This is a genomic window from Stutzerimonas kunmingensis (genome assembly GCF_900114065.1).
GTDB classification, from domain to species: domain Bacteria; phylum Pseudomonadota; class Gammaproteobacteria; order Pseudomonadales; family Pseudomonadaceae; genus Stutzerimonas; species Stutzerimonas kunmingensis.
This window is the reverse complement of sequence record NZ_FORS01000009.1, coordinates 91,822-116,193: the sequence shown is the minus strand read 5'-3', so window position 1 is coordinate 116,193 and position 24,372 is coordinate 91,822. Positions and strand designations below refer to the sequence as shown.

Here is a 24,372-nt window from a genome sequence, read left to right as displayed (position 1 = left end):
CGTTCGATGATACTCCGCCTTCACCCACTCGCCCTGGCCTGCCTGGCCGTCAGCAGCGCGTCCGCCTTCGCCGCTCCGCTGGAGCTGCAGGAAACCGTCGTCACCGCCAAGGGCTACGAGGCCGCAACGCGGGACATTCCGCAAGCCATCGAGGTGCTGCAGGCTCAGCCAGCCGAAACGGCAGCGCCGGTCGGCAGCCTGTTCCGCGGCAAGCCCGGGCTCGCCGTGCATAGCGACGGCGCCTGGGGGCAGAACCCGGTGTTGCGCGGCATGAAGAAGGAAAGCGTGGTGCTGATGGTCGACGGCGTGCGGGTCAATTCCGGCCAGCCACAGGGCTCGCTGGCCTCCATGCTCGATCTCGGCCTGCTGGAACGCGCCGAAGTGGTCAAGGGTCCGGGCTCGGTGCTGTACGGCAGCGGCGCCATGGGCGGGGTGGTCAACCTGATCACGCCACAGGCACGCTTCACCGAGCAGGACGAACGCGGCGGTCGCTTCTCCACCAGCGCCAGCAGCGTCGACAAGGGCTTTACCGGCGCTACGCTGCTGCGCGACTCCAGCTCCGATCATGCCCTGGTGCTGGGCGTTGCCGGGCGCAAGGTCAACGATTACAAGAGCCCCAACGGTACCGAAGAGAACACCGGCTACAGCTCCGATACCCTGCTGCTCAAGTACAAGCAGCGTCTGGCCAAGGATGTCAGCGTCAACCTGAACGTCCAGCGCCACACCGACCGCGACGTCTGGTACCCGGGCTCGGCGCGTACCGGCGGGCAGCCCGGCGGCGCCGGCATCCCGGTACCACTCGGCACCGCGACCATCCATTCGCCGGAACAGCAGCGCGAGCTGTTCCAGATCGGCCTGGAAAACGGCCTCGGTGAAGGCACTCTGACCACCGAGCTCTATCGTCAGGAGGTCTACCGGGAGATCCGCGCCTACTCCGAGCGGCTCGACCGCGACTATGTACGCAACGACGTCAGCTTCATCACCCACGGGCTGCGCTCGAGCTGGGTGGTGCCAGTAGCCGATCACCTGCTGACGGTGGGCGTCGACGGCTGGAAGATGACCGGCGATCCGGAGCGCTACGTGGATGGCCCGCCGACCTTCAACAACAACCAGCGCAACGACCCCTTCAAGGATGCCGAGATCGAATCCTACGGGCTGTTCGTGCAGGACGAATTCGACCTCGGCCAAACGCGCCTGACGGCCGGCGCCCGCTACGACCGCATCAGCGCTGACGCCCGCGCCAAGGGCAACGGTCCTTCATTTACAACCAGCGGCCTGGACAGCACCGACCACAACCTGTCGTGGTCGCTGGGCGCGCTGCATCCGCTGACTGACACCCTGAACCTCTACGCCAACGTCGGCCAGGCCTACCGCGCCGCCGACATGCGCGAGCGCTACGACGACGCGCCGCGCGGCGACGGCTACTTCCACGTCGGCAACCCGCAGCTGGACCCGGAGCGCTCCACCAGTTTCGAGCTCGGCCTCAAGGGTAGCGATGGCGATTTCACCTATCAGCTGGCGGCCTTCCACACCCGCATCGACGATTACATCGCCGGCCGCGTGACCGGCACCAACGCGCCCAACGGGCTGCCGATCAAGCGCACCGAGAACCTCGACAAGGTGGTGATCTACGGTCTCGAAGGCAGTGCCAGCAAGGGTGTCGGCGCCTTCGTGGTGGACGGCAGCTTCACCTGGCTGCGCGGCGAGAACAAACAGGACGACGAACCACTGCACCAGATGCCGGCCCACGAGCTGACCCTGGGCATTGGCCAGCCGGCCGAACGCGGCCTCTACTGGCATGCCCAGCTGCGCGCGGTCGCCGAGCAGGATCGTGTAGCGACCGAGTTCACCCGCGGTGGCGAGGATCGTACCGCAGGCTTCGTTACCGCCGATGCCAGCCTCGGCTGGGGCTTCGGCAGGATCGGCGTGCTGCAGACTGCCAACCTCGACGCGCGCCTGAGCAACCTGTTCGACAAGGCCTACCACGAGCATCTGGCCGACGGCATCAGCGGTAACGAGCTGCAAGCACCCGGGCGCGGCATCACCGTCGCGCTGAGCGGGAGCTTCTGATGCTGCGCCATCTGCTGATGGTCATTCTGCTGGCGGCTGGAGCACCAGCGCTGGCGGACAAGCTGCCGCGCCTGGTCCTGGCCGGCCCTTCCTCGTCGGTATCGAACCCGCTGATCCACATGGTCGAATCCGGCGCACTGGACGACCTAGCGGACAAGGTGGAATTCGTCAGCTGGCGCGATCCCGACCAGCTGCGCCTGCTGGCGCTTAACCAGCAGGCGGACGTGCTGGCCATGCCGGTCAACGTCGCCGCCAACCTGTACAACCGCGGCGCCAAGCTGCGCATGCTCAACGTTTCGACCTGGGGGCTGCTCTGGCTGGTGTCCCGCGAACAGGGCCTGAGCACCCTCGACGACCTGCGCGGCAAGGAGATCGCCATGCCGTTCCGTGGCGACATGCCGGACATCCTCTTCGGCCTGCTGGCCGAGCGTGCCGGCATCGATGTGCGTAAAGACCTGCGTCTGCGCTACGTCGCCACCCCCATCGACGCCATGCAGCTATTGCTGATGCGCCGCACCGATCATGCCCTGCTGGCTGAGCCGGCCATCTCCATGGCGCTGCGCAAGGCCAGCGAAGGGCCGCTGGGACTGATCGCGCCGGACCTGTATCGCAGCGTCAATTTGCAACAGGAATGGGGCCGCCTCCTACAGCGCGAAGCGCGTATACCGCAGGCCGGTATTGCGCTGATGGCCAGCGTGAAAGACCAGCCGCAAATCGCCGCGCGAATCGCCCAGGCCTACGCCGACTCGCTGCAATGGTGCAGCGCCAACGCCGAGCGCTGCGGCCAGCTGGTCGCCAGTCATCTGCCGATGCTCAGCGCCGAAGCAGTGAGCGATTCGTTGGCCGTGGCGCAGATGGACGCAGTGCCCGCCGCCGACGCACGGGTGGAAGTCGAGTATCTGTTCGAGTTGCTGCTGAAGAAGAATCCGGCGCTGATCGGCGGCAAGCTGCCGGCCGACGACTTCTACTCGCCAGTCAGCGATCAGCCATGAGCCTGCTGCGCAGCTGGTTGACCAGCCTGCCTGGCTACCTGTGGAGCGGCTGGGGCGCGCTGGCCAGCCTGTTTCTGCTGCTGGCGGCCTGGGAGGCTGTCGCCAGTCACTATGGCGCGCTGGTGCTGCCGGCGCCGCTGGAAACTTTTTCCCGTCTGCTCCAGCTGATCGATGAAGGGGCCGCCTGGCCGGAGCTGCTGGCCACCAGTCGCCGGGCGCTGCTCGGCTTTGCCTTGTCTGTAGTGGTCGGCAGCGTGCTCGGGCTCGCCGCCGGTGTCTCCATGACCGCCTCGATGATGGCGCGGCCGCTGGTCACCGTGCTCATGGGCATGCCGCCAATCGCCTGGCTGGTACTGGCGATGCTCTGGTTCGGCGCCAGCGACGGCACCCCGGTGTTCACCGTGTTTATCGCCAGCTTTCCGCTGGTGTTCGTCGGTGCGTTGCAAGGCACACGCACGCTGGACAACCAGCTCAAGGACCTGGCCCTGGCATTTCGCCTGCCGCGGCGGATGCTGTTGCTCGATGTCTATCTGCCGCACGTCGTCTCCTATCTGTTTCCGGCCTGGATCACCGCGCTCGCCATGGCCTGGAAGATCGTGGTGATGGCCGAACTGCTGGCCACCCAGGATGGTGTCGGCGCCGCGCTGGCGGTGTCTCGCTCGCACCTGGATACCAGCGCGACCATGGCCTGGATCACCGCGGTGGTCGGCCTGCTGCTGGCGGTGGAGTACCTGCTGCTGGAACCAATCAAGCGCGAACTCGAGCGCTGGCGCGAGGTGTCTTCATGACGCAATTGCACATCCACGGCCTGGCCCACGCCTTCGGCCGCGACGAAATCTTCAGCGGCATCGACTTCAACCTGGCGGCGGGTGAAGTGGTCGCCCTGGTCGGCCCCTCCGGCTGCGGCAAGACCACCCTCCTGCACCTCTGTGCCGGACTGCTGGACGTACAGGAAGGACGCATCGACAACGGTTTCGGCAACCCCGCCAGCATGTTCCAGCAACCGCGGCTGCTGCCGTGGAAGACCACGCTCGACAACATCGCCCTGGGGCTCAAGGCGGCCGGCATGCCGCGACAGCAACGCCTGCAGCAGGCCAGTTCCCTCGCGCTGCGCCTGGGCCTGGCCGCAGGCGATCTCGGTAAGTTTCCGCACCAGCTTTCCGGCGGCATGCAGAGCCGCGTGTCCCTGGCGCGGGCGCTGGTGCTGCAACCGGATCTGCTGCTGCTTGACGAACCCTTCGCCGCACTGGATATCGGCCTCAAGGAAGACCTTTATGCCCTGCTGCTGGCCGAACAGGCCGCACGCGGCATGGGCGTGCTGATGATCACCCACGACCTGATGGAAGCCGTGCGTTTGGCCGACCGCATTCTGGTCATGGCAGCGGCACCAGGGCGCATCGTCAGCCATCTGGAACTGGATCTGCCAGCCGTGCAGCGCAGCGATATCTGGATCTATCAGCACACCGCCGAGCTGCTGCAGTTGCCGGCCGTAAGAGAGAGTTTCGGCCTGGCCACCCGCGCGCCGCAGACCTTGCCTAACGCTGCCAAAGTCGCCATTCGCGAGGCGGCACCCTTACCCCTCGCCAGCAGAGCACGCTCACGATGCTGAAAACCATATCGCCGCGACTCGCCAACTGGTCGCTGCTGCTGTGCACCTTCCGTCCGCTGTTTCTCGCCACCGTGCTGCTGGCTGTGGTGGGTGTTGCACTTTGGCTGGGTTTTCTCGGTTTCGGGATACCGCTGCCAGGCGTGCCGGGTGGACCAATGGTCTGGCATGCCCACGAAATGCTGCTCGGCTTCGGCCTGGCGGCAGTCGCCGGCTTCGTTCTCACCGCGGCGCCGGAATTTACCGCCACCGCGGCATTCGGTCGGCAGGTAGGTTTCGGCTTTCTACTGCTGTGGCTAGCCGCCAGGCTGAGCTTCTGGCTTTCCGGCGTTATGGGGCCGTGGCCGGCGGCGGTGTTCAACAGTGCCTTCGCCATCGCCCTGCTTGTGCTGCTCGCACCGCGACTGCTGGGCGACCCGCTGCGCCGGCAGTACGGCTTCTTCGGCGGACTCGGCGCGCTGGCGCTGGTGACCGTGGGCTTTCATTTCGATGCCGTCGGCGGCCGATACCCGATGCGCTGGCTGTACGCTGGCATCGGCGTGATAATGGTGCTGATCGTGGTGGCCATGAGCCGAATCTCCATGCGCATCCTCAACGATGCCATTCAGGCACGCCGGGATGCCGGCCATGAAGTGGACGACGACTACCGCGCGCGTCCGCCACGACGCAACCTGGCGATCTTCTGCATCAGCCTGTTCACTCTCGCCGAATGGCTGGCACTGCCGGCCCCGCTGAACGGCTGGCTGGCCCTGGCCACAGCCGCCGCCATGTTCAATCTGCTCAACGACTGGCACATCGGCCGAGCGCTGCTGGAGCGCTGGTCGCTGATGCTCTACAGCGTGTACTGGCTGATGGCGCTGGGCTATGGCACACTGGGTGTCTCGCTGCTAGCCGACGGCTTTGCCAGCAGCGCCGGCCGCCATCTACTGACACTCGGGGCCATGGGCGTCTCGATTCTCGCGGTGCTGTGCATCGCCGGGCGTACCCACAGTGGCTATGCACTGGATCAGCGGCGCTGGGTGCCGATCGCAACCTGCCTGCTGGTGCTCGCCGCGCTGCTGCGTGCCAGTGCGGGGCTGCCGGGCGCTCCCGTGCCGCTGCTGAACATGCTCGCCGGGCTCGGTTGGCTGACAGTCTTTGGCCTGGCATTGCGCTACCTGGCACCGATCTGGCTGCGCCCGCGCCCGGACGGTGGTACGGGATGTGAAGAACCGATGGATGAACACAGCACGGGTTCGGGCTGCCGGACCTGAGCGGTGATCTGCAACTGGACGCGGTATTCGCTGCAGGCGAACAGACAACCCGGGCCGTGAATGCGGGCTCGGGGACGGAGAAGGCGCGGCTGTGCATAAGCTTCGCGTTATTCACCCTACCGCTCTGCGGCAGGGGACACTCCATCTGAAACGAAAAGGGCGCATCGATGCGCCCTTTTCGTTTTGCTGCTCAAACCATCATCAGGTATGCGCCGAGGGCGGCACCAGCACCTTGCGGCTGTCGATCACCTGACGCCAGGTGGGATTGCCAGCGGTTTCATCCATCGCCTGCTGCATCGCGCGAATACGGCGCTTCTCGGCCCGGCGGCTGAGGTACCAGGCGAGAAAGGTCGCCAGCGACACGCTGAGCAGGATCAGACTCGCCACCGCGTTGATCTCCGGTTTCACGCCCAGGCGCACGGCGGAGAAGATCTCCATCGGCAGCGTGGTCGAACCCGGCCCGGAGACGAAGCTGGCGAGCACCAGATCGTCCAGCGAAAGGGCAAAGGAGAGCATGCCGCCGGCCGCCAGCGAGGGCGCGATCATCGGCATGGTGATCAGGAAGAACACCTTCCACGGCCGCGCTCCGAGGTCCATCGCCGCTTCCTCGATGGACAGGTCCAGCTCGCGCAGGCGCGCCATCACCACTACCGCGACGTAGGCCGAGCAGAACGTGGTGTGGGCGATCCAGATCGTCACCAGCCCGCGTTGCGCCGGCCAGCCGATCAGTTGTGCCATGGCCACGAACAGCAGCAGCAGGGACAGACCGGTGATCACTTCCGGCATCACCAGCGGCGCGGTGACCAGGCCACCGAACAGCGTGCGGCCGCGGAACACCGGGATACGCGTGAGCACAAAGGCGGCCATGGTGCCGAGCGCCACCGCGGCAATCGCGGTGTAGGCGGCGACTTCCAGCGAACGCATCACTGCGCCCATCAGCTGGGAGTTGTCCAGCAGGCCGGCGTACCATTTCAGCGACCAGCCACCCCACACCGTCACCAGCCGCGAGGCATTGAACGAGTAGATGACCAGGATGACCATCGGCAGGTAGATGAACAGCAGCCCGAGCACCAGGATCAGGTTGGAAAAGCTCCAGCGTTTCATAGCTTGCCCTCCAGCTCTTTCGCCTGGTTCCGATTGAACAGGATGATCGGCACCAGCAGGATCGCCAGCATCACCACCGCCAGTGCCGAGGCCACCGGCCAGTCACGGTTGTTGAAGAATTCCTGCCAGAGCACCTTGCCGATCATCAGCGTCTCCGGACCGCCGAGCAGCTCTGGGATGACGAACTCGCCGACCACCGGAATGAACACCAGCATGCAGCCGGCGATGATGCCGTTCTTCGACAGCGGCACGGTGATCTTCCAGAAGCTGGAGAGGTTGCGCGCGCCGAGGTCGGACGCAGCCTCGAGCAGGCTCGGGTCGTGCTTCACCAGGTTGGCGTAGAGCGGCAGGATCATGAACGGCAGGTAGGAGTAGACCACGCCGATGTATACCGCAGCGTCGGTATTGAGTATCTGCAACGGCGCGTCGATCAGGCCGAGGCCCTGCAACAGTCCGTTGAGGATGCCGTTGCTGCTGAGGATGCCCATCCAGGCGTAGACGCGAATCAGGATGGCGGTCCAGGTCGGCATCATGATCAGCAGCAGCAGAACCGTCTGCAGATCCTTGCGCGCACGGGCAATGGCGTAGGCCATCGGATAGCCGATCAGCAGGCAGAGCAGCGTGCTGAAGAAGGCAATCTTCAGCGAGCCCAGATAGGCCGCCAGATACAGTTCGTCTTCGCTGAGGAAGATGTAGTTGCCCAGGTTGATCAGCACCTGCAGCTGCTGGTCGACGTAGGCGAAGATGTCGGTGTACGGCGGAATGGCCACATCCGCTTCGGCAAAGCTGATCTTCAGGACGATGGCGAAGGGCAGCAGAAAGAACAGCATCAGCCACAGGAAGGGCACGCTGATGACCAGTCGGCGCCCGGTATTCAGGGGCGAGCGCTTCATGCCTGCAACACCACGCCGCTGTCATCCCACCAGTACACGTACACCTCTTCCTCCCAGGTCGGCAGCTTCACGTGACGTTCGGCGTTGGCCATGAAGGCCTGCAGCACACCGCCGGACGGCAGCTTGATGTAGTACACCGAGTGGCCGCCAAGATAGGCGATGTCATGCACGACGCCTTTGGCCCAGTTGTAGCCGGGGCGCTCCAATTCCGGCAGTTCGGTGCCGATCAGCAGCTTTTCGGGGCGGATCGCGTAGGTGATCTGTTTGTCCTGCGCGCGGGTACTGATGCCGTGGCCGACGTAGATCGGGTTCTCAAGGCCTGGGCTGGCGATGACGGCGTGGTCGCCCATGTCCTCGATCAGCTCGCCGTCGAACAGGTTGACGTTGCCGATGAATTCGCAGACCAGGCGGCTTGCCGGGGTCTCGTAGATGTCCATCGGGCTGCCGACCTGAGCGATCCAGCCCAGATGCATGATGGCGATGCGTTCGGCCATGGTCATGGCCTCTTCCTGGTCATGGGTAACCATCACGCAGGTCACGCCGACGCGCTCGATGATCTGCACCAGCTCGAGCTGCATCTGCGAGCGCAGCTTCTTGTCCAGCGCGCCCATGGGCTCATCGAGCAGCAGCAGCTTCGGCCGCTTGGCCAGCGAACGCGCCAGGGCGACACGCTGGCGCTGCCCGCCCGACAGCTGATGCGGCTTGCGTTTGGCGTACTGGGTCATCTGCACCAGGCCGAGCATCTCCTTCACCCGCGCCTCGACTTCCTGTTTCGGCAGGCCATCCTGCTTCAGGCCGAAGGCGATGTTCTGCTCCACCGTCATGTGCGGGAACAGCGCGTAGGACTGGAACATCATGTTGATCGGCCGCTCGTAGGGCGGCATATCGGTGATGTCCTGGCCATCGAGGAAGATGCGCCCCTCGGTGGGCCGCTCGAAGCCGGCGAGCATGCGCAGCAAGGTCGACTTGCCCGAACCCGAGCCACCGAGCAGGGCGAAGATTTCGCCCTGATGGATGCTCAGCGAGACATCATCGACCGCCACCGTTTCGTCGAACTTCTTGGTGACGCGGTCGATCTTCAGCAGCACCTGCTTGTTCTTGCTTTCGCCACTGAGGGCTTTCTTGTAGGCGCTGGAGGCAACGGCCATGCGCGAACTCCCGAAATGAAAAAGGTTGGCCGGCCTGGGCCGGGGATCTAATGGTCGTTGCAGAGAGCGCGTCGCCTGACATGCTCCCGATCGGCCGGTTCCGATTCGTCCCGGCAATGCCGCAGACTAAACGGGAACAGGCCATGGAGTTCACTTGCCGGATTTCACCTTGGTCCAGGAGCGCGTCGAAAGACGTTGAATCTTCGGCGGTAGCTCAGCGGAGACGTACAGCCGGTCGAGCACTTCCTGCGGCGGATACACCGACGCATCGCCACGCACTTCCTGGTCCATCAGCTCGCCCGCGTTGAGATTGGGGTTGGCGTAACCGACGTAGTCGCTCACCGCGGCAATCACCTCGGGGCGCAGCAGGTAGTTGATGAAGGCATGGGCTTCTTCGACATTGCTGGCATCCGCGGGGATGGCGAGCATGTCGAACCAGAGGTTCGCGCCCTCCTTGGGAATGGCATAGGCGATCTCGACACCCTTGCCGGCTTCCTCGGCGCGGGCGGCGGCCTGGAACACATCACCGGAGAACCCGGCGGCGACGCAGATATTGCCATTGGCCAGATCGGAAATGTACTTGGACGAGTGGAAATAACGTACATGCGGCCGCACGGCCAGGAGCTTCTCCTCGGCCTTCTGATAGTCCGCCGCGTTCTCGCTGTTGGGGTCGAGCCCCAGGTAATTGAGCATGGCCGGGATCATCTCATCGGCCGAATCGAGGAAGGCGATGCCGCAACTGGCCAGCTTCTCGGCGTTCTCCGGTTCGAAGATCACCGCCCACGAGTCGATCGTGTCGACGCCCAGTGCGGCCTTGACCTTCTCGACGTTGTAGCCGATGCCGTTGGTGCCCCACAGATAGGGCGCCGCATGGGCATTGTCGGGATCATTCTTCTGCAGCTGCTTGAGCAGTGCCGGATCGATGTTTTCCCAGTTCGGCAGCTTGCTCTTGTCCAGCGGCTGGAAGGCACCGGCGCGAATCTGCTTGCCGAGAAAATGGTTGGAAGGCACCACCACGTCGTAGCCGCTACGGCCGGCCAGCAGCTTGCCTTCAAGGGTTTCGTTGGAATCGAAGACATCGTAGACGGGCTTGATGCCAGTCTCCTTCTCGAACTCCTCCAGCGTCGTTTCGCCGATGTAATCCGACCAGTTGTAGATATGCACGGAGGCGGCCTGGGCGGTGGCCGCACCGGCTACGGCGGCGGCGACGATCAACGACTTGAGTGTCGAGCGCATGGGATGAGTCCTCTTGTTACAGGCCGCGCGTGATCCCGGCGGGAAAGGCGGGCTGTTTATTGGAAAAACCTCTGAAAATCAACAGATTTGATGCAAATGTCGGTGCATCACAAAAGACAGGGAACGTGGCTACGCGACGAGCTGCGCTCAACCAGGCTTCGGTGCCGGTACGCATGCTCCATGCGGCCCGGCAACGGATCGGTCGGATCAGCGACCCGACTTGATCTTGGTCCAGCTGCGGGTCATGGCGCGCTGGGTTTTCGGATCGAGGTCGGGGAAGGTGTACAGCTTCTTCAGCACGTCCTGGCTCGGGTAGATGCCCGGGTCGGTGCGAATCGCTTCGTCCACCAGCGGGGTGGCCGCGGCGTTGCCGTTGGGGAACTGCACGTAGTCGGTGATCGACGCCATGACTTCAGGCTTCATCAGGTAGTTGATGAAGACGTGGGCGCTCTCGACGTTCTTGGCGTCAGCCGGTACGGCCAGCATGTCGAAGAAGCTGCCGGCACCTTCCTTGGGAATCTTGTAGCCGACGTTGACGCCGTTGCCGGCTTCCTCGGCGCGCGCCTTGGCCTGATAGATGTCACCCGAATAGCCGATCGCCACGCAGGACTCGCCATTGGCCAGGTCGGAGATGTACTTGGAAGAGTGGAAGTAGGCCACATGCGGACGGATCTGCATGAACAGCTCTTCGGCCTTCTTCAGCTCGTCGGCCTTGCCGCTGTCCGGGGCGTAGCCCAGGTAATGCAGGGCGGCGGGCAGGATTTCGGTCGGCGAATCGAGGAAGGAAACGCCGCAGGACTTCAGCTTCTCGATGTTTTCCGGCTTGAACACCAGGTCCCAGGAATCCACCGGCGCGTTGTCACCCAACACGGCCTTGACCTTGTCGACGTTGTAGCCGATGCCAATGGTGCCCCACATGTAGGGAACGGAATACTGGTTGCCCGGATCGCTCGGATCCAGCGCCTTGAGCAGGTCCTTGTCGAGGTTTTCCCAGTTCGGCAGCTTGGACTTGTCCAGTTTCTGGAACACGCCGGCCTTGATCTGCTTGGCCAGGAAGGGGTTGGACGGCACCACCACGTCATAACCGGAGCTGCCGGCCAGCAGCTTGGCTTCCAGCACTTCGTTGCTGTCGAAGACGTCGTAGACGACCTTGATGCCGGTTTCCTTGGTGAAGTTCTCCAGGGTGTCTTCGGCGATGTAGTCGGACCAGTTGTAGACGTGCAGAACCTTTTCCTGGGCCTGCGCAGCCCCGGCAACGGTGCCGGCCAGCGTCATGGCAAGTAGTGTCTTGGCGAAGGGATTCATCCGTGCAGCTCCTGTTGTCATCATTAATGTCGGGGCAGTGGAACAGGCCATGAACAACGCGGCGGCCTGGCGGTGTGGCGGCATCGACACACCCCTCGGCAGGTCTGGCCTCCAGCACGCGCGCAGTCTGGCAAGGTCAGGACCCTCTTTTCAACAAGCCGAACGCACAGCGGTGCAAACGACAACCTTAGCTCAGCTGGCGCGGGCCGCCGCACGGCTCAACCCAGCGCATCCTTGGCCGTGGCGTCGAGGCACAACCGCACCTTGCCGACCAGCTCGTCGATCTGCTCTTCGCTGATCACCAGCGGCGGCGAGATGATCATGGTGTCGCCAACCGCACGCATCACCAGGCCGTTGCGGAAGCAGTGCTCGCGACAGAGCATGCCCACACCGGGATCGGCAAAACGTTCGCGGGTCTTCTTGTTCTTCACCAACTCGAGCGCGCCGAGCAGGCCGACGCCACGCGCCTCGCCTACCAGCGGATGCTCGAGCAGTTCCTGCCAACGCGACTGCAAATAGGGTGCCGTCTTCGTCTTCACCCGCTCGACGATCTTCTCCTCGCGCAGGATGCGGATGTTCTCCAGCGCCACCGCGGCGGCCACCGGATGCCCCGAGTAGGTGAAGCCGTGGTAGAACTCGCCGCCCTCGTTGAGCGTGTGCACCACTTCGTCGCGCACCACCACGCCGCCCATGGGGATGTAGCCTGAGGTCAGGCCCTTGGCGATCGGCATCAGGTCCGGCTCGAGGCCGTAGTAGTCGCTACCGAACCACTCACCGGTACGGCCGAAGCCGCAGATGACCTCGTCGGCGATGAAGAGGATGTCGTAGCGCGCGAGGATTTCCTTGACCCGCGGCCAGTAGCTCTCGGGCGGGATGATCACGCCGCCGGCGCCCTGGATCGGTTCGGCGATGAAGGCGGCGACCTTGTCCTCGCCGACCTCGAGGATCTTCTGCTCCAGCTGGTCGGCGATGCGCACGCCGAACTCTTCCGGGCCCATGTCGCCGCCCTCGCCGAACCAGTAGGGCTGGTCGATATGCTCGATGCCCGGGATCGGACCGTCGCCCTGCTCATGCATGGCCTTCATGCCACCGAGGCTGGCGCCGGCGATGGTCGAGCCGTGATAGCCATTCCAGCGGCCGATGACCACCTTCTTCGCCGGCTGGCCCTTGATCGCCCAGTAATGGCGCACCATGCGCAGCACGGTGTCGTTGGCCTCCGAGCCGGAGCCGGTGAAGAACACGTGGTTCATCCCGGCCGGCGCGATGTCGGCAATCGCCTTGGCCAGCGCCACGGCCGGCGGGTGGGCGGTCTGGAAGAACAGGTTGTAGTACGGCAGCTCGCGCATCTGCCTGGTCGCGGCCTCGACCAGCTCCTCGCGGCCATAGCCCAGGTTGACACACCAGAGCCCGGCCATGGCGTCGAGGATCTTGTGGCCTTCGCTGTCCCACAGATAGACGCCTGACGCCTTGGTGATGATGCGCGTGCCTTTGGCGTTCAGCGCCTTGTAATCGGTGAACGGCGGCAGATGATGGTCGCGGCTCAGCGCTTGCCAGTGCAGGGTTTGCGAATCGCTCATCAGTCACCTCTCGATAAAAGTTCGTGCATGTTCGGTGGACGAGAAAAGCGTCATCCACCCTACGACCGGCTCCGGCGGAAGCGGCCCTACACCGACAGCATCAGGAATTCCCGCTCCCATGAGCTGATCACGCGGTGGTAGTTCTCCTGCTCGGCGCGTTTAACCGCGACGTAGCCGGTGATGAATTTCGGGCTCAGGTATTTCTCCAGCTCACGACAGGTTTCCATCCGCTCCAGCGCTGCTTCCAGGGTCAGCGGCAGGCGCAGGTTGCGCCGTTCATAGCCACGGCCCTTGACCGGCTGGCTCGGTGGCAGCTGCTCGACCATGCCGATGTAGCCGCACAGCAGGCTCGCGGCGATGGCCAGGTAAGGGTTGGCGTCGGCGCCCGCGAGGCGGTTCTCGACGCGGCGGTTCTGCGGGTCGGAGTCCGGCACGCGCAGGCCCACGGTGCGGTTCTCCTCACCCCACTCGACGTTCACCGGCGCCGAGGTGTCGGGCAGGAAGCGGCGGAACGAATTGACGTTCGGCGCGAACATCGGCAGCAGCTCGGGGATGTACTTCTGCAGGCCGCCGACGTGGTGCAGGAACAGCTGGCTCATGGAGCCGTCTTCACTGGAGAAGATATTGCGCCCGGTCTTGAGGTCGATGACGCTCTGGTGCAGGTGCATCGCGCTGCCTGGCTCGCCGGTCATCGGCTTGGCCATGAAGGTGGCGGCAACGTTGTGCTTGAGCGCCGCCTCGCGCATGGTGCGCTTGAACACCAGGATCTGGTCGGCCAGGTGCAGTGCTTCGCCGTGACGGAAGTTGATCTCCATCTGCGCGGTGCCTTCCTCGTGGATCAGGGTGTCCAGATCCAGGCCCTGCGCTTCGCACCAGTCGTACATGTCCTCGAACAGCGGATCGAACTCGTTGGCGGCGTCGATGGAGAACGACTGGCGGCCGGTTTCCTGGCGGCCTGAGCGGCCGATCGGCGGCTGGAACGGCAGGTCCGGGTCCTCACAGCGCTTGGTCAGGTAGAACTCCATCTCCGGCGCGACGATGGGCTGCCAGCCACGGTCGGCGTACATCTTCAACACGCGCTTCAAGATGTTGCGCGGCGACAGTTCGATGGGATTGCCCATCTTGTCGTAGGTGTCGTGGATCACCTGGGCGGTGGGCTCGATGGCCCAGGGCACGAGAAATACGGCGTTCGGGTCAGGGCGGCAGAACATGTCGATATCGGCCGGGTCGAGCAGCTCGTAGTAGATATCGTCCTCGACGTAATCGCCGGTCACGGTCTGCAGCAACACGCTTTCCGGCAGGCGCATGCCTTTCTCGCCGAGGAACTTGTTGGTTGGTGAAATCTTGCCGCGGGCGATCCCGGTCAGGTCGCTGATCAGGCATTCCACTTCGGTGATCTTGTGTTCTTTCAGCCAGCCGGTGAGCTGGTCGAGTTGGATACTCATGTTGACCTCGGGGTTGCTGGGGAGGGCCGCCTGGGTCGGCCGTCAGCGTTGTCGGGCGCGCGCCTCGCAGGCTTCGGCGAAGCCGCGGAACAGCGTCAGATAATGCGGATGCTCGTGAACCTTCCACTCTGGGTGCCACTGCACGCCGAGGGCGAAGCTGCGCGCCTGCTCGACGGAGAACGCCTCGATCAGTCCGTCCGGCGCCAGCGCCTCGATGCGCAGACCGGCTCCAAGCCGCTCGACGCCCTGGCCATGCACCGAGTTGACCTGGATCTGCGCCGGCAGGCCCAGCCGCTCGAGTAGCCCGCCCGGCTGCACGTGCAGCGGATGGCTGAGTCCGTACTGCACCTCCAATGGATCGTCCGGACGTTCGCGGTGGTCCTGATAGGGGCCGGCTTCGTGAACCTTCTGGTGCAGGCTGCCGCCAAAGGCTACGTTCATTTCCTGAAACCCACGGCAGATGCCGAACACCGGGATGCCCGCCTCGACAGCCGCGCGAATCAGCGGCAGGGTGAGACGGTCGCGCAGCGGATCATGATGGGTGCCCGTCTCGCTCGCCGGGCCGCCATAGTGATGTGGCTCGACGTTCGACGGCGAGCCGGTGAACAGCAGGCCATCGAAGGTTTCCAGCAGCGTTGCCGGATCGATCAGCTCATCCAGCGCCGGAATCACCAGCGGCACGCCGGCAATCGCCGCGGCACGCAGGTACTTGTCACCGGCGATGTGGAAGCCGTGATGTCCGATCTGCTTGGTACAGGCCGAAACGCCGATCAGGGGCTTGCGAGGCATGGGATACTCGTCGTTCGAATGGGGCATACCGGAGAGTAGTCTTGTTCATTTTTATAGACAATAGCCCGAGTATTAGCCCGGCGTGCGATGGATTCAGCGCACCGGAGATGCCCCAAAAAAGGCCCATTGTGGGCACTCATGGGGCGCTGGCGGGCTACTATTGACAGTGAACAGGCTTTTCGATTGACTCCCAGACAAGCATCTGATGATTGAAATTTTTAACAATTAAGGTAATTCATCATGGCCCCGCCGCGTGCCGTTCAGCTCAACGAAGCTAACGCATTTCTCAAGGAACATCCGGAGGTTCAGTACGTCGATCTGCTGATCACCGACATGAATGGAGTCGTGCGCGGCAAGCGCATCGAGCGCGCCAGCCTGCACAAGGTCTACGAAAAGGGCATCAACCTCCCCGCTTCGCTGTTCGCCCTCGACATCAACGGAATCACCGTTGAAAGCACCGGCCTGGGCATGGATATCGGCGACTCCGACCGCACCTGTTTCCCGATCCCCAACACGCTGTGCAAGGAACCCTGGCAGAAGCGTCCCACTGCGCAGCTGCTGATGACCATGCACGAGCGCGACGGCGACCCCTTCTTCGCCGACCCGCGCGAGGTCTTGCGCCAGGTGGTGAGCAAGTTCGACGAGCTGGGCCTGACCATCTGTGCCGCCTTCGAGCTCGAGTTCTATCTGATCGATCAGGAGAACATCAACGGCCGGCCGCAGCCACCGCGCTCGCCGATCTCCGGCAAGCGCCCACACTCGACCCAGGTCTATCTGATCGACGATCTCGACGAGTACGTCGATTGCCTGCAGGACATTCTCGAAGGCGCCAAGGAACAGGGCATTCCGGCCGACGCCATCGTCAAGGAAAGCGCCCCGGCGCAGTTCGAGGTCAACCTGCATCACGTCGCCGATCCGATCAAGGCGTGCGATTACGCGGTACTGCTCAAGCGCCTGATCAAAAACATCGCCTACGACCACGAGATGGACACCACCTTCATGGCCAAGCCCTATCCGGGCCAGGCCGGCAACGGGCTGCACGTGCATATCTCGCTGCTCGACAAGAATGGCAACAACATATTCGCCACCGAGAATCCGCTGGACAGCGAACCGCTGCGTCACGCCATCGGCGGCCTGCAGCAGACCATGGCGGCCTCGATGGCCTTCCTCTGCCCCAACGTAAATTCCTATCGCCGTTTCGGCGCCCAGTTCTACGTGCCCAATGCGCCGTGCTGGGGCATGGACAACCGCACCGTGGCGCTGCGCGTGCCGACCGACAGCCCCGACGCCGTGCGTGTGGAACATCGGGTCGCCGGCGCCGACGCCAACCCCTACCTGCTGCTCGCCGGCATCCTCGCCGGGGTGCATCACGGCCTGACCAACAAGATCGAGCCGGACGACCCCATCGAGGGCAACTCCTACGAGCAGGTCGAGCAGAGCCTGCCGACCAACCTGCGCGACGCCCTGCGCGAGCTGGACGACAGCGAGATCATGGCGCGCTACATCAGCCCGGACTACATCGACATCTTCGTCGCCTGCAAGGAGAGCGAACTGGCCGAGTTCGAACACTCGATCTCGGACCTCGAGTACAACTGGTATCTGCACACTGTCTAACCGCAGATCCGCGCGCAGCGGGGCGACCGCCACGGCGGTTTGCATCCGCCGCCGTGCTGGCTTCAAATAGGCCGATGACCAAGCCCAGCCCCGCGACGCCCAGTCGCCGCCCGCGCGCCAGCAGCCAGGCGCGCATCCGCCAGATTCTCTCCAGCGCCCGTGAACTGCTCGCCGAGCAGGGCGCCGCGACGCTATCGGTGTACGCGGTGGCGGAGCGCGCCGGCATTCCGCCCTCTTCCGTCTACCACTTCTTCTCCGGCGTGCCAGCATTGCTCGCGGCGCTCACGGCCGATGTGCACGCGAGGTTCAGGGACAGCCTCGAGCAGCCCATCGATCACCAGAGCCTGAGCAGCTGGCGCGACCTGTCGCGGCTGATCGAACAGCGAATGCTCGATGTCTACGAACAGGACAGCGCCGCCCGCCAGCTGATCCTCGTGCAGCACGGCCTCGGCGAGGTGACGCAGACCGATCAGCGTCTGGACCTGGAACTCGGGCAGGCGATGCAGGCCGTGTTCGAGCGACATTTCGCCCTGCCGCCTCTACCGCAGGACATCGATGTCTTTGCGTTGGCCGTGGAACTCGGCGACCGCGTCTATGCTCGATCCATACAGCTGTACGGCAGCCTGACGCCACGCATGGCCGAGGAAGGCCTGCGTGTATTCGATGCCTATCTCGGCCTGTATCTGCCGCCATGCCTGCCGAAGCGGAAAACACCGAACCACTGACCGATAAATATCGATAAATGGTCAGCCATTTTTTTACCATCGGCGTCCATCCCCCTATCAATCCAGATAACTATCGAATAAATTTGCGCTTTCGATAGCCGTCGCCCTTTCAACTGCAGCCGCGAGGTTTTCATGTCCCGAGTCGTTACCGTTGCCGCCACCCAGATGGCCTGTTCCTGGGATAGCCAGGCCAACATCGCCAATGCCGACAAGCTGGTGCGCGAGGCCGCCGCCAAGGGCGCGCAGATCATCCTCATTCAGGAGCTGTTCGAGACGCCCTACTTCTGCCAGAAGCCCAACGCCGAGTACCTGCAGCTGGCGACGCCGGTCGAGGAAAACCCGGCCATCCAGCATTTCCAGAAGGTCGCCGCCGAACTGCAGGTGGTGCTGCCGATCAGCTTCTTCGAGCTGGCCGGCCGCGCCCGCTTCAATTCCATCGCCATCATCGATGCCGACGGCAAGCTGCTCGGCGTCTACCGTAAAAGCCACATTCCGGATGGCCCCGGCTACCACGAGAAGTACTACTTCAACCCGGGCGACACCGGCTTCAAGGTGTGGAACACCCGCTACGCCAAGATCGGCGTGGCCATCTGCTGGGATCAGTGGTTCCCCGAAACCGCGCGCAGCATGGCGCTGATGGGCGCAGAACTGCTGTTCTACCCGACCGCCATCGGCAGCGAGCCGCACGACCCGAACATCACCTCGCGCGACCACTGGCAGCGCGTGCAGCAGGGCCATGCCGGCGCCAACCTGATGCCGCTGATCGCCAGCAACCGCATCGGCCGCGAAGAGCAGGACGGCTACGACATCACCTTCTACGGCTCGTCGTTCATCGCCGACCAGTTCGGGGCCAAGGTCGAGGAAATGGACGAAACCAGCGAGGGCGTGCTGGTGCACCAGTTCGATCTCGACCAGCTCGAAAACATCCGCAGCGCCTGGGGCGTGTTCCGCGATCGCCGGCCGAATCTCTACGGCTCGATCCGGACCCTGGACGGCTCGCAGCCTTCAGAGTGAGCCGCGCGCCCGCCGCTACGAACCACGGGAAAAGCCTGTCCTTTCCCGCGTCATGAGAGATGCAGATGACCACCCTGACCACCACGCCGCGTACCGATGGCTACTTCATGCCCGCCGAATGGGCACCGCACAGCCAGACCTGGATGGTCTGGCCGCAACGCCCGGACAACTGGCGTGACAACGGCGCGCCCGCGCAGGCCGCGTTCACCGGTGTCGCCAAGGCCATTGCACACTTCGAGCCGGTTACCGTCTGCGCCAGCGCCGAGCAGTACCTCGCAGCCCGCGCGGCACTGGACGATCCGCGCATCCGCGTGGTGGAACTGAGCACCGACGACGCCTGGGTGCGCGATACCGGGCCGACCTTCGTCATCGACGACCAAGGCGGCCTGCGCGGCGTCGACTGGACGTTCAATGCCTGGGGCGGTGAAGACGGCGGCCTCTATGCCGACTGGCAGCGCGACGACGAAGTGGCGCGTAAGATCCTCGAACTCGAATACTGCGACCGCTACCGCACCGAGGGTTTCGTGCTCGAGGGCGGCTCGATCCACGTCGACGGCGAGGGCACGCTGATCACCACCGAGGAATGCCTGCTCAATCGCAATCGCAACCCGCATCTGTCCCGCGAGCAGATCGAGAGCGTGCTGCGGGAACTGCTGGCGGTCGACAGCATCATCTGGCTGCCGCACGGCCTGTTCAACGATGAAACCGACGGCCACGTCGACAACTTCTGCTGCTTCGTGCGCCCGGGCGAAGTACTGCTGGCCTGGACCGACGATGCGAACGACCCCAACTTCGAGCGCTGTCAGGCGGCCATGGCCGTGCTGCAGAGCGTTCGCGACGCCAAGGGCCGCACGCTGACGGTGCACAAGATGCCGATTCCCGGCCCGCTGCATGCGACTGCCGAAGAATGCGCCGGGGTGCTCGCGCTGGACGGCAGCCAGCCGCGCGACCCGTCGATACGCCTGGCCGGCAGCTACGTGAACTTCCTCATCGTCAACGGCGGCATCATCGCCCCGGCCTTCGGCGGCCCGCTGGACGCCGAGGCCGAGCGCATCCTGGCGCGGGTATTTCCGGAGCATCAGGTCGTCATGGTGCCCGGCCGCGAGATTCTCCTCGGCGGCGGCAACATCCACTGCATCACCCAGCAGCAGCCGGCACCGCTGAACCGATCAGCCATGTAGTTGATCCCCTGGGCGGGTCAACATGGCTGTAATGAGGAGACCGCGCACCGTGCGAATCAGAGCCATCCTGCTATGCATGCTACTGGCGCCATCAGCGCAGGCTACCGAGCCGTATTCCTGTCGCAATGGCTTCTTTCCGGCCTTCGCCGGCGCGGTAAGGTATGCGGAGGTTGTAGCCAATGCAGATCAACCCGTGCATTTTCGCGATGACGCGGTTGGCTGCCCGGAGCAGGAATCCTGCATCCGACGCGCCTATCTGGTGAATGGTGACAAGCTGCTGGTCGGCAAGGAGACGGATGGCTGGGCCTGCGCCTGGTATTTCTCCAGCAAGCGCGAGTTCGTCGGCTGGCTGCCCGCGCACCACGTCCGTACCGACCAGGCTACGCCGGTACCCACGGCCGGCGACTGGATCGGCCGCTGGCACCCCATCGCGGGTAGCAACAGCATCCTCATTACCCAGCCCTCCCCCGACGGGCCCTTCGCCGTTGAAGGCGAGGCCATGTGGCAAGGAGGCCTCAACAGCTACGGAGAGCCAATCGTTCATGTCGGGGCATTCTCCGGCCATGGTCGTCCCTCCGACGACCTGCTGAAGATCAGCGAAGGCGATGACGAGTACGACTGCCAGGTGACCCTGCAGCATGTCGCCGGCAATCTGGTGGTGACCGATAACAGCCACTGCGGCGGGCTCAACGTGCGTTTCGACGACGTATACCGCAAGTCGCGCTGATGCCAGAGCCCGGCAGGCCCCCGCTGACTTGAAGCCCTGTCGATCTGGTCTACATTTGGGGTTCGCTTGACCGTTGGTGCGGTCACACATCCAAGCGCCCGTCAGGAAACACCTCTTGTCGATCCCCCTTTCAGTCCAGTTCGTGCTGCTGTCGCTCGCTCTCGCAGCCAGTGGCTGCAGCGAAGAAGAGGGCTCAGCATCCATTCCCAAGGCCGCTAACGCCGTTCCGACGCTGGAACAGCTGCCCAAGTGTGAACGGATCGCGGCGCGACTCACCCCGCTTCTGGATGGTCTGGCCCTAGTGGATCAGGACGATGGCCGTTACGACAACGTGACCGTCTATGGCATCAGCTGCTCCTGGCTTTCTCGGGAAATGCAGAGCGGCGATATCTCCCAGCACGTCAAAGGCGGCGGCCTTTCCATCGCCATTTCTATCGACGAAACACCCTCGGACGAACAGATGCTTCGCAAACTGGGCATGGTCCATGACGACGCCCGCGCCGAGGACATCGGCGGCTTCGTGGTAGATGTCAGCAAGCGTATGGACCCCAGCGCTCAGCTGGGGATCATCGGCCCTCAGGTGGTCGTCGGCCGGGTCACCGTCACCGCTACGGCTGCCGGTATCGCCCTGCAGAAAGTGGAGAGCATGGAGTACATCACCAACGACCAGGCGATCGAGGCAGCCATTGCCATTCACCGAATGCTTCGCTGAGTCGAATCACAACCATCAGGCCGAAACCACTGAGGCCTCGCCACGCACCGAATAAACAAGTACTGATCATAGGAGCAATCATGTCTTCAGCCATCCACCTGCCATCCCTGGCGCTCGCCGCAGCGCTCACGCTGATCAGCTCGACCACTCAGGCGCAGGAGCCGAATCAACAGATGATGACCAACATGCACGCGCAGCTGGCCAAGTTTGGTGGCGCCATGCATGTGACAGCTAAAGTCTGCGACGACTACACCGACGAGAAACTTGCCGAGCATAGGGAGCAGCAAAAAACCCAGGCGACCCGCGCCGGGATGGACCCGGCAGCTTTCGATACGGCCTTTGCCGACGGCGTCAAGGAGAGCGAGGCAAAGTGGAAGGATGTCCCCGCGTCCAAGCGTCAGGCCAAATGCACCGAGTTCAAGCAGCAGATGGAGAGCTTCGGGCAGCAGCTTGGCCAGTGACGACAGAGCGCGCCGGGCAAGCCAGCCCGGCCAGCCCGGCGCAATTAGCCGACGATCACCTGGTTCTTGCCCAGGCGCTTGGCGGTATACATCGCCGCGTCGGCGCGGGCGAACACGCTGCTCAGCTCGGGATCGCTGGCTTTCAAGTAGGTCAGGCCCAGGCTGGCGGTGACGCGGAAACGCTCGCCGTTGTCGGCGGTAAACACCACCCGTTCGATCTCGCGCTGCAGGCGTTCGGCGATCTGTTCAGCCAGATCCGGCTGACAGCCTGGCAACACCGCGGCGAATTCCTCACCGCCGATGCGCCCGAACAGGTCGCTCTGGCGCAGCACGGCGGCGCCGCAGCGGGCCACCTTCTGCAGCACCTGATCGCCCATCTGGTGGCCGTGGGTGTCGTTGATACGCTTGAAGTCATCGATATCCAGCAGCAGAAACGCCAGCGAGGAAGCAAACTGCCGCGCCCGCTCGAACTCGGCACGAGCGCATTCGAAGAAGTGCCGGCGGTTGCTGCTCTGGGTCAGCACATCGGTAGTGGCCAGGCGCTGCAGTTCGCCTTCGAGCTGCTTCTTCTCGGTGATGTCTTCGGCGATACCCACGATGATCGGGCCCTGGCCACGATCGGCGCGGCGGCCGAGGAAACACTTGTCGCTCAACCAGCGCAACTGCCCGTCGCCACGGATGATGCGGTACTCGCGGGTTTCCACCGCGCCCTCGTCGAGCACGGCGAGCATGCTCTTCTGCGCGAACTCGACGTCATCCGGATAGATCGCATTGCGCCACTCGCCGTAATCGGCCAGCAGCAGGGCCGGTGAGCGACCGAAGATGCGCTCGTAGGCCGGGCTGACGTAGATCATCCGCTGCGCCTGCCAGTCGAACGCCCAGAGCACGGCGTTGACGCCGCCCAGCAGGGTGCTGAACAGTTGCTCGCGCTCGCCCAGGCGGGCAGCCTCCGCGCGCGCATGCATCAGTGCCAGCAATGTCTGCGCATCGCCGCCCGGTAGCATGCCCATACCCGAATCACCCTGATTACTCGCCAGCCGCATAGCCTTCTTCCTGAAACGACCGTCGCGATTGCGACGGTACTGCATGTTGAGAATGCTGTTCAGAGAGCCGGCCAGAGGCAAAGTTCCGGCCGGCTGCAGGCCTTGTGCTTGAGCCGATGGAAGGTCAGGCGATGGCGACCGACGGGCGCAGGGAATAGGTGCGCAGATGCTCGGCGAATTCGCGCAGCGACTGGATGCCGCTGGCTTCCGCTTCGTGCACCCACTGTTTGATCGCCGCCAGCATTTCGTGGCCGTTCGAGCTGGTTCGCGTCCAGATCTGCTGCAGCGCCAGACGCTTCTCGTAGATCACCTTGAGCGACTGGCTCTGCGCCAGCATGTCGTCGATGTGCGCCTGCTGCTCCTGCTGCAGCAGACTCGGCTCCCGCGCCAGCAGACGCTTGGCCCGGCGCAGTTGATGACGCAGCGTGGCGTCGGCGCGGCCCAGCTCCTGGCGCACCAGCGGCACGATGACCAGCTTTCGGTACTGCGCCATGATCTGGAAACGGTTGTTGAGGATCGCCATGGCGCTGTCCATGTCCAGCTGCTGCTTGCCCTCGATGCGGTGGGCGATCGGCGCGGTACGGTTGACCTTTGCCAGCCGCAACAGGCTGAACAGGCGAATCCAGGCCCAGCCCATGTCGAACTCCCATTTGCGCACCGACAGCTTGGCCGAGTTCGGATAGGTATGGTGGTTGTTGTGCAGCTCTTCGCCACCGATGAGGATGCCCCAGGGCACGAGGTTGGTCGCCGCATCACGGCATTCGAAGTTGCGATAGCCGATCGCGTGACCGAGACCGTTGACCACACCGGCGGCCCAGAACGGAATCCAGATCATCTGCACGGCCCACACGGTGAGGCCGAGCGCGCCGAACAGCGCCAGGTCGATCAGCAGCATCAGCACGATGCCGGTATTGGGAAAACGCGAATAGAGGTTGCGCTCGATCCAGTCGTCCGGGCAGTTCTTGCCATAGATACGCAGGGTTTCCTCGTTCTTCGCCTCCTCCATGTACAGCTCGGCGCCCTTGCGCACGACCGTAGTCAGCCCCTTGTGTACCGGGCTGTGCGGGTCGTCGGGGGTCTCGCATTTGGCGTGGTGCTTGCGATGGATGGCAGTCCACTCGCGGGTGTTCATCGCCGTGGTCAGCCACAGCCAGAAGCGGAAGAAATGCTTGAGCGCCGGATTCAGCTCCAGCGAGCGGTGCGCCGAGTAACGGTGCAGGTAGACCGTGACGCTGACGATGGTGACGTGACTCAGCAGCAGCGTGGTCGCGATGAGTTGCCAGACCGACAGGTCGAGTAAACCGGTGTGCCACATGATAACGGGGTGCCTCTTGCAGAACGGTGCGCCAGCGACCTCCGCTGGCGTCCACCTGCCTTCAGCCTAACACCAGGCATCGGCGAGTCTAGGAAACGGCCCGACCGACCGTCTAAAAGCTGGTGATTTTTTAGCCAGATTCGGCTGCAATCGCTACGCTTT

General features: G+C 63.9%; 22 protein-coding genes. 12 read left to right on the top strand and 10 right to left on the bottom strand.

The window, feature by feature from the left end:
* Positions 1-6 precede the first annotated feature (6 nt).
* Genes BM275_RS18620 through BM275_RS18600 form a run of 5 tightly spaced genes read left to right on the top strand, consistent with a single transcriptional unit; the run spans position 7 to position 5,921 of the window.
* A complete protein-coding gene (locus BM275_RS18620) occupies positions 7-2,070 on the top strand; it encodes a TonB-dependent receptor plug domain-containing protein (RefSeq protein WP_090522868.1) in 2,064 nt (687 codons plus the stop codon).
* Positions 2,070-3,062: an ABC transporter substrate-binding protein gene (locus tag BM275_RS18615; RefSeq protein ID WP_090522866.1), complete on the top strand. Its 993-nt coding sequence runs from the start codon at positions 2,070-2,072 to the stop codon at positions 3,060-3,062. Before BM275_RS18620 ends, BM275_RS18615 begins: the two co-directional genes overlap by 1 nt.
* Positions 3,059-3,850, top strand: a complete 792-nt coding sequence (locus tag BM275_RS18610; protein ID WP_090522864.1) for an ABC transporter permease — start codon at positions 3,059-3,061, stop codon at positions 3,848-3,850. Before BM275_RS18615 ends, BM275_RS18610 begins: the two co-directional genes overlap by 4 nt.
* Entirely contained in the window at positions 3,847-4,671 is an 825-nt protein-coding gene (locus tag BM275_RS18605) for an ABC transporter ATP-binding protein (protein WP_090522862.1), read from the top strand. Before BM275_RS18610 ends, BM275_RS18605 begins: the two co-directional genes overlap by 4 nt.
* A complete protein-coding gene (locus BM275_RS18600) occupies positions 4,665-5,921 on the top strand; it encodes an NnrS family protein (RefSeq protein ID WP_090522860.1) in 1,257 nt (418 codons plus the stop codon). The genes BM275_RS18605 and BM275_RS18600 overlap by 7 nt, the downstream gene beginning before the upstream one ends.
* Before the next feature lie 201 nt (positions 5,922-6,122).
* Here BM275_RS18600 and BM275_RS18595 read toward each other — a convergent pair whose 3' ends face one another.
* From BM275_RS18595 to BM275_RS18560, 8 genes are all read right to left on the bottom strand, one after another.
* Positions 6,123-7,025, bottom strand: coding sequence for an ABC transporter permease subunit (locus tag BM275_RS18595; protein WP_014822162.1), 903 nt, complete (start codon positions 7,023-7,025; stop codon positions 6,123-6,125).
* Entirely contained in the window at positions 7,022-7,918 is an 897-nt protein-coding gene (locus BM275_RS18590) for an ABC transporter permease subunit (protein ID WP_090522858.1), read from the bottom strand. Before BM275_RS18590 ends, BM275_RS18595 begins: the two co-directional genes overlap by 4 nt.
* On the bottom strand, positions 7,915-9,066 hold the full coding sequence (potA, locus tag BM275_RS18585; protein WP_023445773.1) for a polyamine ABC transporter ATP-binding protein: 1,152 nt from the start codon (positions 9,064-9,066) through the stop codon (positions 7,915-7,917). The genes BM275_RS18590 and potA overlap by 4 nt, the downstream gene beginning before the upstream one ends.
* Positions 9,067-9,216: 150 nt before the next feature.
* Entirely contained in the window at positions 9,217-10,302 is a 1,086-nt protein-coding gene (locus tag BM275_RS18580) for a polyamine ABC transporter substrate-binding protein (RefSeq protein WP_090522856.1), read from the bottom strand.
* 207 nt (positions 10,303-10,509) lie between these two features.
* Positions 10,510-11,607, bottom strand: a complete 1,098-nt coding sequence (locus BM275_RS18575; protein WP_090522854.1) for a polyamine ABC transporter substrate-binding protein — start codon at positions 11,605-11,607, stop codon at positions 10,510-10,512.
* Positions 11,608-11,825: 218 nt separating this feature from the next.
* Complete coding sequence (locus BM275_RS18570; protein WP_090522853.1) at positions 11,826-13,184, bottom strand: aspartate aminotransferase family protein; 1,359 nt, start codon at positions 13,182-13,184, stop codon at positions 11,826-11,828.
* 86 nt (positions 13,185-13,270) lie between these two features.
* Positions 13,271-14,629 carry a glutamine synthetase family protein gene (locus BM275_RS18565; RefSeq protein WP_044314247.1) on the bottom strand — a complete coding sequence of 453 codons (1,359 nt, stop codon included), beginning with the start codon at positions 14,627-14,629 and terminating at the stop codon, positions 13,271-13,273.
* Between the two features lie 42 nt (positions 14,630-14,671).
* Positions 14,672-15,418 (bottom strand): gamma-glutamyl-gamma-aminobutyrate hydrolase family protein, encoded by a 747-nt coding sequence (locus tag BM275_RS18560; protein WP_023445768.1) that lies wholly within the window; start codon positions 15,416-15,418, stop codon positions 14,672-14,674.
* A 240-nt stretch (positions 15,419-15,658) separates the two neighbouring features.
* Between BM275_RS18560 and BM275_RS18555 the strand changes: the two genes are divergently transcribed.
* The 7 genes from BM275_RS18555 to BM275_RS18525 all read left to right on the top strand — a co-directional run bounded on the left by BM275_RS18555 (position 15,659) and on the right by BM275_RS18525 (position 21,852).
* The gene (locus BM275_RS18555) at positions 15,659-17,032 is read left to right on the top strand and encodes a glutamine synthetase family protein (protein WP_014822170.1); all 1,374 of its coding nucleotides are present in this window, start codon (positions 15,659-15,661) and stop codon (positions 17,030-17,032) included.
* Positions 17,033-17,106: 74 nt separating this feature from the next.
* On the top strand, positions 17,107-17,757 hold the full coding sequence (locus BM275_RS18550) for a TetR/AcrR family transcriptional regulator (RefSeq protein WP_090522851.1): 651 nt from the start codon (positions 17,107-17,109) through the stop codon (positions 17,755-17,757).
* 132 nt (positions 17,758-17,889) lie between these two features.
* The gene (gene aguB, locus BM275_RS18545; protein WP_090522849.1) at positions 17,890-18,771 is read left to right on the top strand and encodes an N-carbamoylputrescine amidase; all 882 of its coding nucleotides are present in this window, start codon (positions 17,890-17,892) and stop codon (positions 18,769-18,771) included.
* 65 nt (positions 18,772-18,836) lie between these two features.
* On the top strand, positions 18,837-19,952 hold the full coding sequence (gene aguA, locus BM275_RS18540) for an agmatine deiminase (RefSeq protein WP_090522847.1): 1,116 nt from the start codon (positions 18,837-18,839) through the stop codon (positions 19,950-19,952).
* Positions 19,953-20,001: 49 nt separating this feature from the next.
* A complete protein-coding gene (locus tag BM275_RS18535) occupies positions 20,002-20,679 on the top strand; it encodes a hypothetical protein (protein ID WP_090522845.1) in 678 nt (225 codons plus the stop codon).
* A gap of 115 nt (positions 20,680-20,794) precedes the next feature.
* Positions 20,795-21,391 carry a lytic murein transglycosylase gene (locus BM275_RS18530; RefSeq protein WP_090522844.1) on the top strand — a complete coding sequence of 199 codons (597 nt, stop codon included), beginning with the start codon at positions 20,795-20,797 and terminating at the stop codon, positions 21,389-21,391.
* Positions 21,392-21,471: 80 nt separating this feature from the next.
* Positions 21,472-21,852: a hypothetical protein gene (locus BM275_RS18525; RefSeq protein WP_090522842.1), complete on the top strand. Its 381-nt coding sequence runs from the start codon at positions 21,472-21,474 to the stop codon at positions 21,850-21,852.
* A 44-nt stretch (positions 21,853-21,896) separates the two neighbouring features.
* Here BM275_RS18525 and BM275_RS18520 read toward each other — a convergent pair whose 3' ends face one another.
* Positions 21,897-22,895, bottom strand: a complete 999-nt coding sequence (locus BM275_RS18520) for a GGDEF domain-containing protein (protein ID WP_090522840.1) — start codon at positions 22,893-22,895, stop codon at positions 21,897-21,899.
* Between the two features lie 124 nt (positions 22,896-23,019).
* Complete coding sequence (desA, locus tag BM275_RS18515) at positions 23,020-24,210, bottom strand: delta-9 fatty acid desaturase DesA (protein ID WP_090522838.1); 1,191 nt, start codon at positions 24,208-24,210, stop codon at positions 23,020-23,022.
* Between the last annotated feature and the right edge of the window lie 162 nt (positions 24,211-24,372).

What these genes read in the sequence shown, in the direction of transcription:
- BM275_RS18605 (WP_090522862.1), top strand. Translation starts at nt 3,847, where the DNA reads ATGACGCAATTGCACATCCACGGCCTGGCCCACGCCTTCGGCCGCGAC.
- BM275_RS18555 (WP_014822170.1), top strand. Translation starts at nt 15,659, where the DNA reads ATGGCCCCGCCGCGTGCCGTTCAGCTCAACGAAGCTAACGCATTTCTC.
- potA (WP_023445773.1), bottom strand. Translation starts at nt 9,066, where the DNA reads ATGGCCGTTGCCTCCAGCGCCTACAAGAAAGCCCTCAGTGGCGAAAGC.
- BM275_RS18560 (WP_023445768.1), bottom strand. Translation starts at nt 15,418, where the DNA reads ATGCCTCGCAAGCCCCTGATCGGCGTTTCGGCCTGTACCAAGCAGATC.
- BM275_RS18590 (WP_090522858.1), bottom strand. Translation starts at nt 7,918, where the DNA reads ATGAAGCGCTCGCCCCTGAATACCGGGCGCCGACTGGTCATCAGCGTG.
- BM275_RS18595 (WP_014822162.1), bottom strand. Translation starts at nt 7,025, where the DNA reads ATGAAACGCTGGAGCTTTTCCAACCTGATCCTGGTGCTCGGGCTGCTG.
- BM275_RS18580 (WP_090522856.1), bottom strand. Translation starts at nt 10,302, where the DNA reads ATGCGCTCGACACTCAAGTCGTTGATCGTCGCCGCCGCCGTAGCCGGT.
- BM275_RS18565 (WP_044314247.1), bottom strand. Translation starts at nt 14,629, where the DNA reads ATGAGTATCCAACTCGACCAGCTCACCGGCTGGCTGAAAGAACACAAG.
- BM275_RS18525 (WP_090522842.1), top strand. Translation starts at nt 21,472, where the DNA reads ATGTCTTCAGCCATCCACCTGCCATCCCTGGCGCTCGCCGCAGCGCTC.
- BM275_RS18620 (WP_090522868.1), top strand. Translation starts at nt 7, where the DNA reads ATGATACTCCGCCTTCACCCACTCGCCCTGGCCTGCCTGGCCGTCAGC.
- BM275_RS18615 (WP_090522866.1), top strand. Translation starts at nt 2,070, where the DNA reads ATGCTGCGCCATCTGCTGATGGTCATTCTGCTGGCGGCTGGAGCACCA.
- BM275_RS18520 (WP_090522840.1), bottom strand. Translation starts at nt 22,895, where the DNA reads ATGCGGCTGGCGAGTAATCAGGGTGATTCGGGTATGGGCATGCTACCG.
- BM275_RS18570 (WP_090522853.1), bottom strand. Translation starts at nt 13,184, where the DNA reads ATGAGCGATTCGCAAACCCTGCACTGGCAAGCGCTGAGCCGCGACCAT.
- aguA (WP_090522847.1), top strand. Translation starts at nt 18,837, where the DNA reads ATGACCACCCTGACCACCACGCCGCGTACCGATGGCTACTTCATGCCC.
- aguB (WP_090522849.1), top strand. Translation starts at nt 17,890, where the DNA reads ATGTCCCGAGTCGTTACCGTTGCCGCCACCCAGATGGCCTGTTCCTGG.
- BM275_RS18575 (WP_090522854.1), bottom strand. Translation starts at nt 11,607, where the DNA reads ATGAATCCCTTCGCCAAGACACTACTTGCCATGACGCTGGCCGGCACC.
- BM275_RS18550 (WP_090522851.1), top strand. Translation starts at nt 17,107, where the DNA reads ATGACCAAGCCCAGCCCCGCGACGCCCAGTCGCCGCCCGCGCGCCAGC.
- BM275_RS18610 (WP_090522864.1), top strand. Translation starts at nt 3,059, where the DNA reads ATGAGCCTGCTGCGCAGCTGGTTGACCAGCCTGCCTGGCTACCTGTGG.
- BM275_RS18600 (WP_090522860.1), top strand. Translation starts at nt 4,665, where the DNA reads ATGCTGAAAACCATATCGCCGCGACTCGCCAACTGGTCGCTGCTGCTG.
- desA (WP_090522838.1), bottom strand. Translation starts at nt 24,210, where the DNA reads ATGTGGCACACCGGTTTACTCGACCTGTCGGTCTGGCAACTCATCGCG.